Here is a 3,605-nt window from a genome sequence, read left to right as displayed (position 1 = left end):
GATCTTTTTCTTGGTTTTTATGCTCTGGGCGCTTACGAGAGTTAGGATTACGACGGCGCTTGTTGCGGTTCTCGCTTCTCTCTTGAGTCTCGGTGCTTGCTGCTGAGTCAGTTTTAGCTTCCTCTTCAGCGGCTGGACGCTCATTGCGCGGCTTGTTAGTGCGTGGGTTATTATTACGACGACGTTGATTGTTATTACGACGACGATTATCGTTACCACGACGCGCATTATTGCGCGTTTCTTGCTGCTCTTTTTCTACAGCTTCTTTTTTCTCTTCTTCAGATTCACTTGTAAATAACGACTTAAACCAATTACCAATAGCAGCTAGTAAGCCACCTTCAGTTTTAGTTTGTGCTACCGCAGCAGGCTCTACGGCTTTAGCTGGCGCTGCTTGTGGAGCAGGAGTAGAAGGCATTACCACACCTTTTAGCATCGGCTCTTCACGGACTGGCGTACTTGGAGATTTTGACATCTCGAATACTTCAGGCTCTGGTGCAACAACTTGTCCGTAACTTACAGTTTCAAGTGTTTCGTCTTTACGTAAGCGCATAACTTCATAATGTGGTGTTTCCATATGTTGATTTGGAATAATCACTACGTCACATTTATGATGTTTTTCAATGCGATGAACACTACGACGTTGCTCATTTAATAAATAAGCAGCAACAGCAACAGGCACTTGTGCATTTACTTGTGCTGTATTGTCTTTAATTGCTTCTTCTTCAATTAAGCGAAGAATTGAAAGTGCTATTGATTCGTTTGAACGAATAGTACCTTGGCCACTGCAACGTGGACATGGGCCTTGGCTTGCTTCACCTAATGAAGGACGCAAACGCTGGCGCGACATTTCAAGTAAACCAAAGCGTGAGATTTTACCAATTTGAACGCGAGCACGGTCTGGGCGCGCTGCATCTTTTAAACGATTCTCTACTTCACGTTGATGGCGTGGAGGAGTCATATCGATAAAGTCGATTACAATTAAACCACCTAGGTCACGAAGACGTAATTGACGTGCAATTTCATCGGCCGCTTCTAAGTTAGTATTAAGTGCTGTCTCTTCAATATCGCCGCCTTTAGTTGCCTTAGACGAGTTGATATCAATAGATGTAAGTGCTTCAGTAGGGTCAATTACAATTGAACCACCAGAAGGAAGACGTACTTCACGCTGGAATGCAGACTCAATTTGGCTTTCAATTTGGTAATGTGTAAATAAAGGCGTGTCACCTTGATAAAGCTTAACACGGCTCATAAAGTCAGGACGAAAACGCTCAATGTGCGCTTTAGCTTCTTCAAAAACACGTGGTTTATCAATTAAAATTTCGCCAATGTCACGACGTAAATAATCGCGTATTGCGCGGAAAATCACGTTGCTTTCTTGGTGAATCAAAAACGGTGCTTTAGCACTATCGGCTGCTTGTTTAATTGCATCCCAATGTACTAATAGTGCTTTTAAATCGTAGTTAAGTTCTTCAAATGACTTGCCAACACCCGCTGTACGAACAATTAAGCCCATACCTTTAGGTAGTTCTAAACGACCTAATGCTTCTTTAAGTTCAGTTCGCTCATCACCTTCAATACGGCGAGAAATACCGCCAGCACGAGGGTTATTAGGCATAAGAACTAAATAGCTACCAGCAACACTGATAAAAGTAGTTAACGCTGCGCCTTTTTGGCCGCGTTCTTCTTTATCAACTTGTACTATTACTTCTTGACCTTCTTTTATTACGTCGCGAATGTTAGGGCGACCATGAAAAGTGTAACCTGCAGGGAAGTAAGTACGTGCAATTTCTTTTAAAGGAAGGAAACCATGGCGGTCAGCACCGTAATCAACAAATGCTGCTTCAAGAGATGGTTCAATGCGAGTGATTTTGCCTTTATAAATATTGGCTTTTTTCTGTTCGTGACCTGGGCTTTCGATATCTAAATCATAAAGGCGCTGGCCATCAACCAGTGCTACGCGCATTTCTTCTTGCTGCGTTGCATTGATTAGCATACGTTTCATATTGTTACTCTACTTATTTATGTCGCTGACATGACGATGTTTTTCTCGCCTGTTCAGTTGTTCCTATTTTTAGAATGTGCAGCCTCACGACTGGGTCTTTAACGGAACGGCTCTGTATCTCGTATGCAGTATTTTAAATGCTGGCAAACAATAGCGATTATTACCGCTATTAAATTCTTAATGGTGCTAAAACTGTCGGCTTTTCAGCTACGTTTACAAGTTTTACCCAGAAGTCGGCCTGTCATATTAATCTTACTAAATATCATTCATATTAGGCGCGTAGGGCTCATTAAGTTGGTGAGCAATACATACTGATGTATCGCTAATATCCGTTTTAAGAGCAAAAATCGCTGCCGATGTTAATGAACGCTTATTTATTAGATTTTTTTAATTCTAAATAAGCTGCTGTACGGTACTACAATAATTGAGCTAGTGCTGAACGACGTTTTTTACGTCGTCACTATCAGACAAATTATCTGTTCATTGCTTTCTCTAGCACATTAAAAATCGCTTCATGTTCAAACTTAACCAGCAATATATTACGCGCATTGCCGTTAATTGATCGCACGTGTTAACTGAGGAGGCATAAAAGCTTTGGAAAACTTAACTCGGATCTGTATGATCGGCTACCCAGAATGTGCATCACGAATGTTTTAATGTGTTAAAAAGCACCGTTGTTATTTGCAAATACTAAATATTTGCGCTGCTGATTATCCCACTATTATTACAGTGTTAGCAACTAAATTATTTTACTTAAATTAGTGATTAGGCAATGTCAGAAAAAAACGACTTACAAGTAACTTATGTCACGATCAATGAAGACCATTTAGGTCAGCGTATTGATAACTTTCTTATTACCCATTTAAAAGGGGTGCCTAAAAGCGCTATTTATAAACTTTTGCGCAAAGGTGAGGTACGCGTTAATAAAAAGCGTATTAAACCTGTATATAAACTACAGCTTGACGATGTACTGCGTATTGCACCTATCAGAGTTGCTGAGCGTGAAGAGTTTGTACCATCAAAGTTAGACAAAGTAACTCGCCTAGAAAACGATATTTTATTTGAAGATAAATACCTTATCGTCATAAATAAACCTTCAGGTATGGCTGTTCATGGTGGCAGTGGTTTAAGTTATGGTTTAATTGAAGCGCTGCGCGCGCTTCGCCCAGAAGAGCGCAATCTTGAGCTAGTACATAGGCTTGACCGTGATACATCGGGCTGTTTACTTATTGCAAAGCGCCGTTCGGTGTTAACAGCATTGCATGAACAGCTTCGTGAAAAAACCATGGAAAAAAATTACTGGGCACTTGTAGAAGGGCAGTGGGACTCTAAAACTAAAAACGTTACCGAAGGGCTGCGTAAAAATACACTTAAATCGGGTGAACGCGTAGTACGTGTAGATAACACTGAGGGCAAGCCTTCGCATACGCGTTTTAAAGTACTTGAACGTTTTAACGATTGCTCACTCGTACAAGCGTCGCCTGTTACAGGACGTACGCACCAAATTCGTGTTCATACACAATGTAAAGGTCATCCTATCGCCTGCGATGATAAATACGGTGACCAGGGGTTTGATGAATCTATGCGTAAAGTTGGGTTAAAC

2 protein-coding genes are annotated in these 3,605 nt (G+C 41.1%); one reads left to right on the top strand and one right to left on the bottom strand.

Translation table 11 applies throughout. From position 1 onward, the window contains the following. Window positions 1-2,002: ribonuclease E (gene rne / locus H5072_RS14580; protein ID WP_182693926.1), on the bottom strand; the 2,002-nt coding region annotated here is incomplete at its 3' end. A 772-nt stretch (window positions 2,003-2,774) separates the two neighbouring features. Here rne and rluC point away from each other — a divergent pair. Beyond that, the coding region (gene rluC / locus H5072_RS14575; RefSeq protein WP_182693925.1) for a 23S rRNA pseudouridine(955/2504/2580) synthase RluC at window positions 2,775-3,605 on the top strand (831 nt) is incomplete at its 3' end.

The sequence above is a fragment of the Pseudoalteromonas sp. SR45-5 genome, assembly GCF_014163565.1.
Taxonomy (GTDB): Bacteria; Pseudomonadota; Gammaproteobacteria; order Enterobacterales; family Alteromonadaceae; genus Pseudoalteromonas; species Pseudoalteromonas distincta.
Note: the sequence above shows the minus strand (reverse complement) of the source record. Positions and strands in the feature narration are given on the sequence as shown.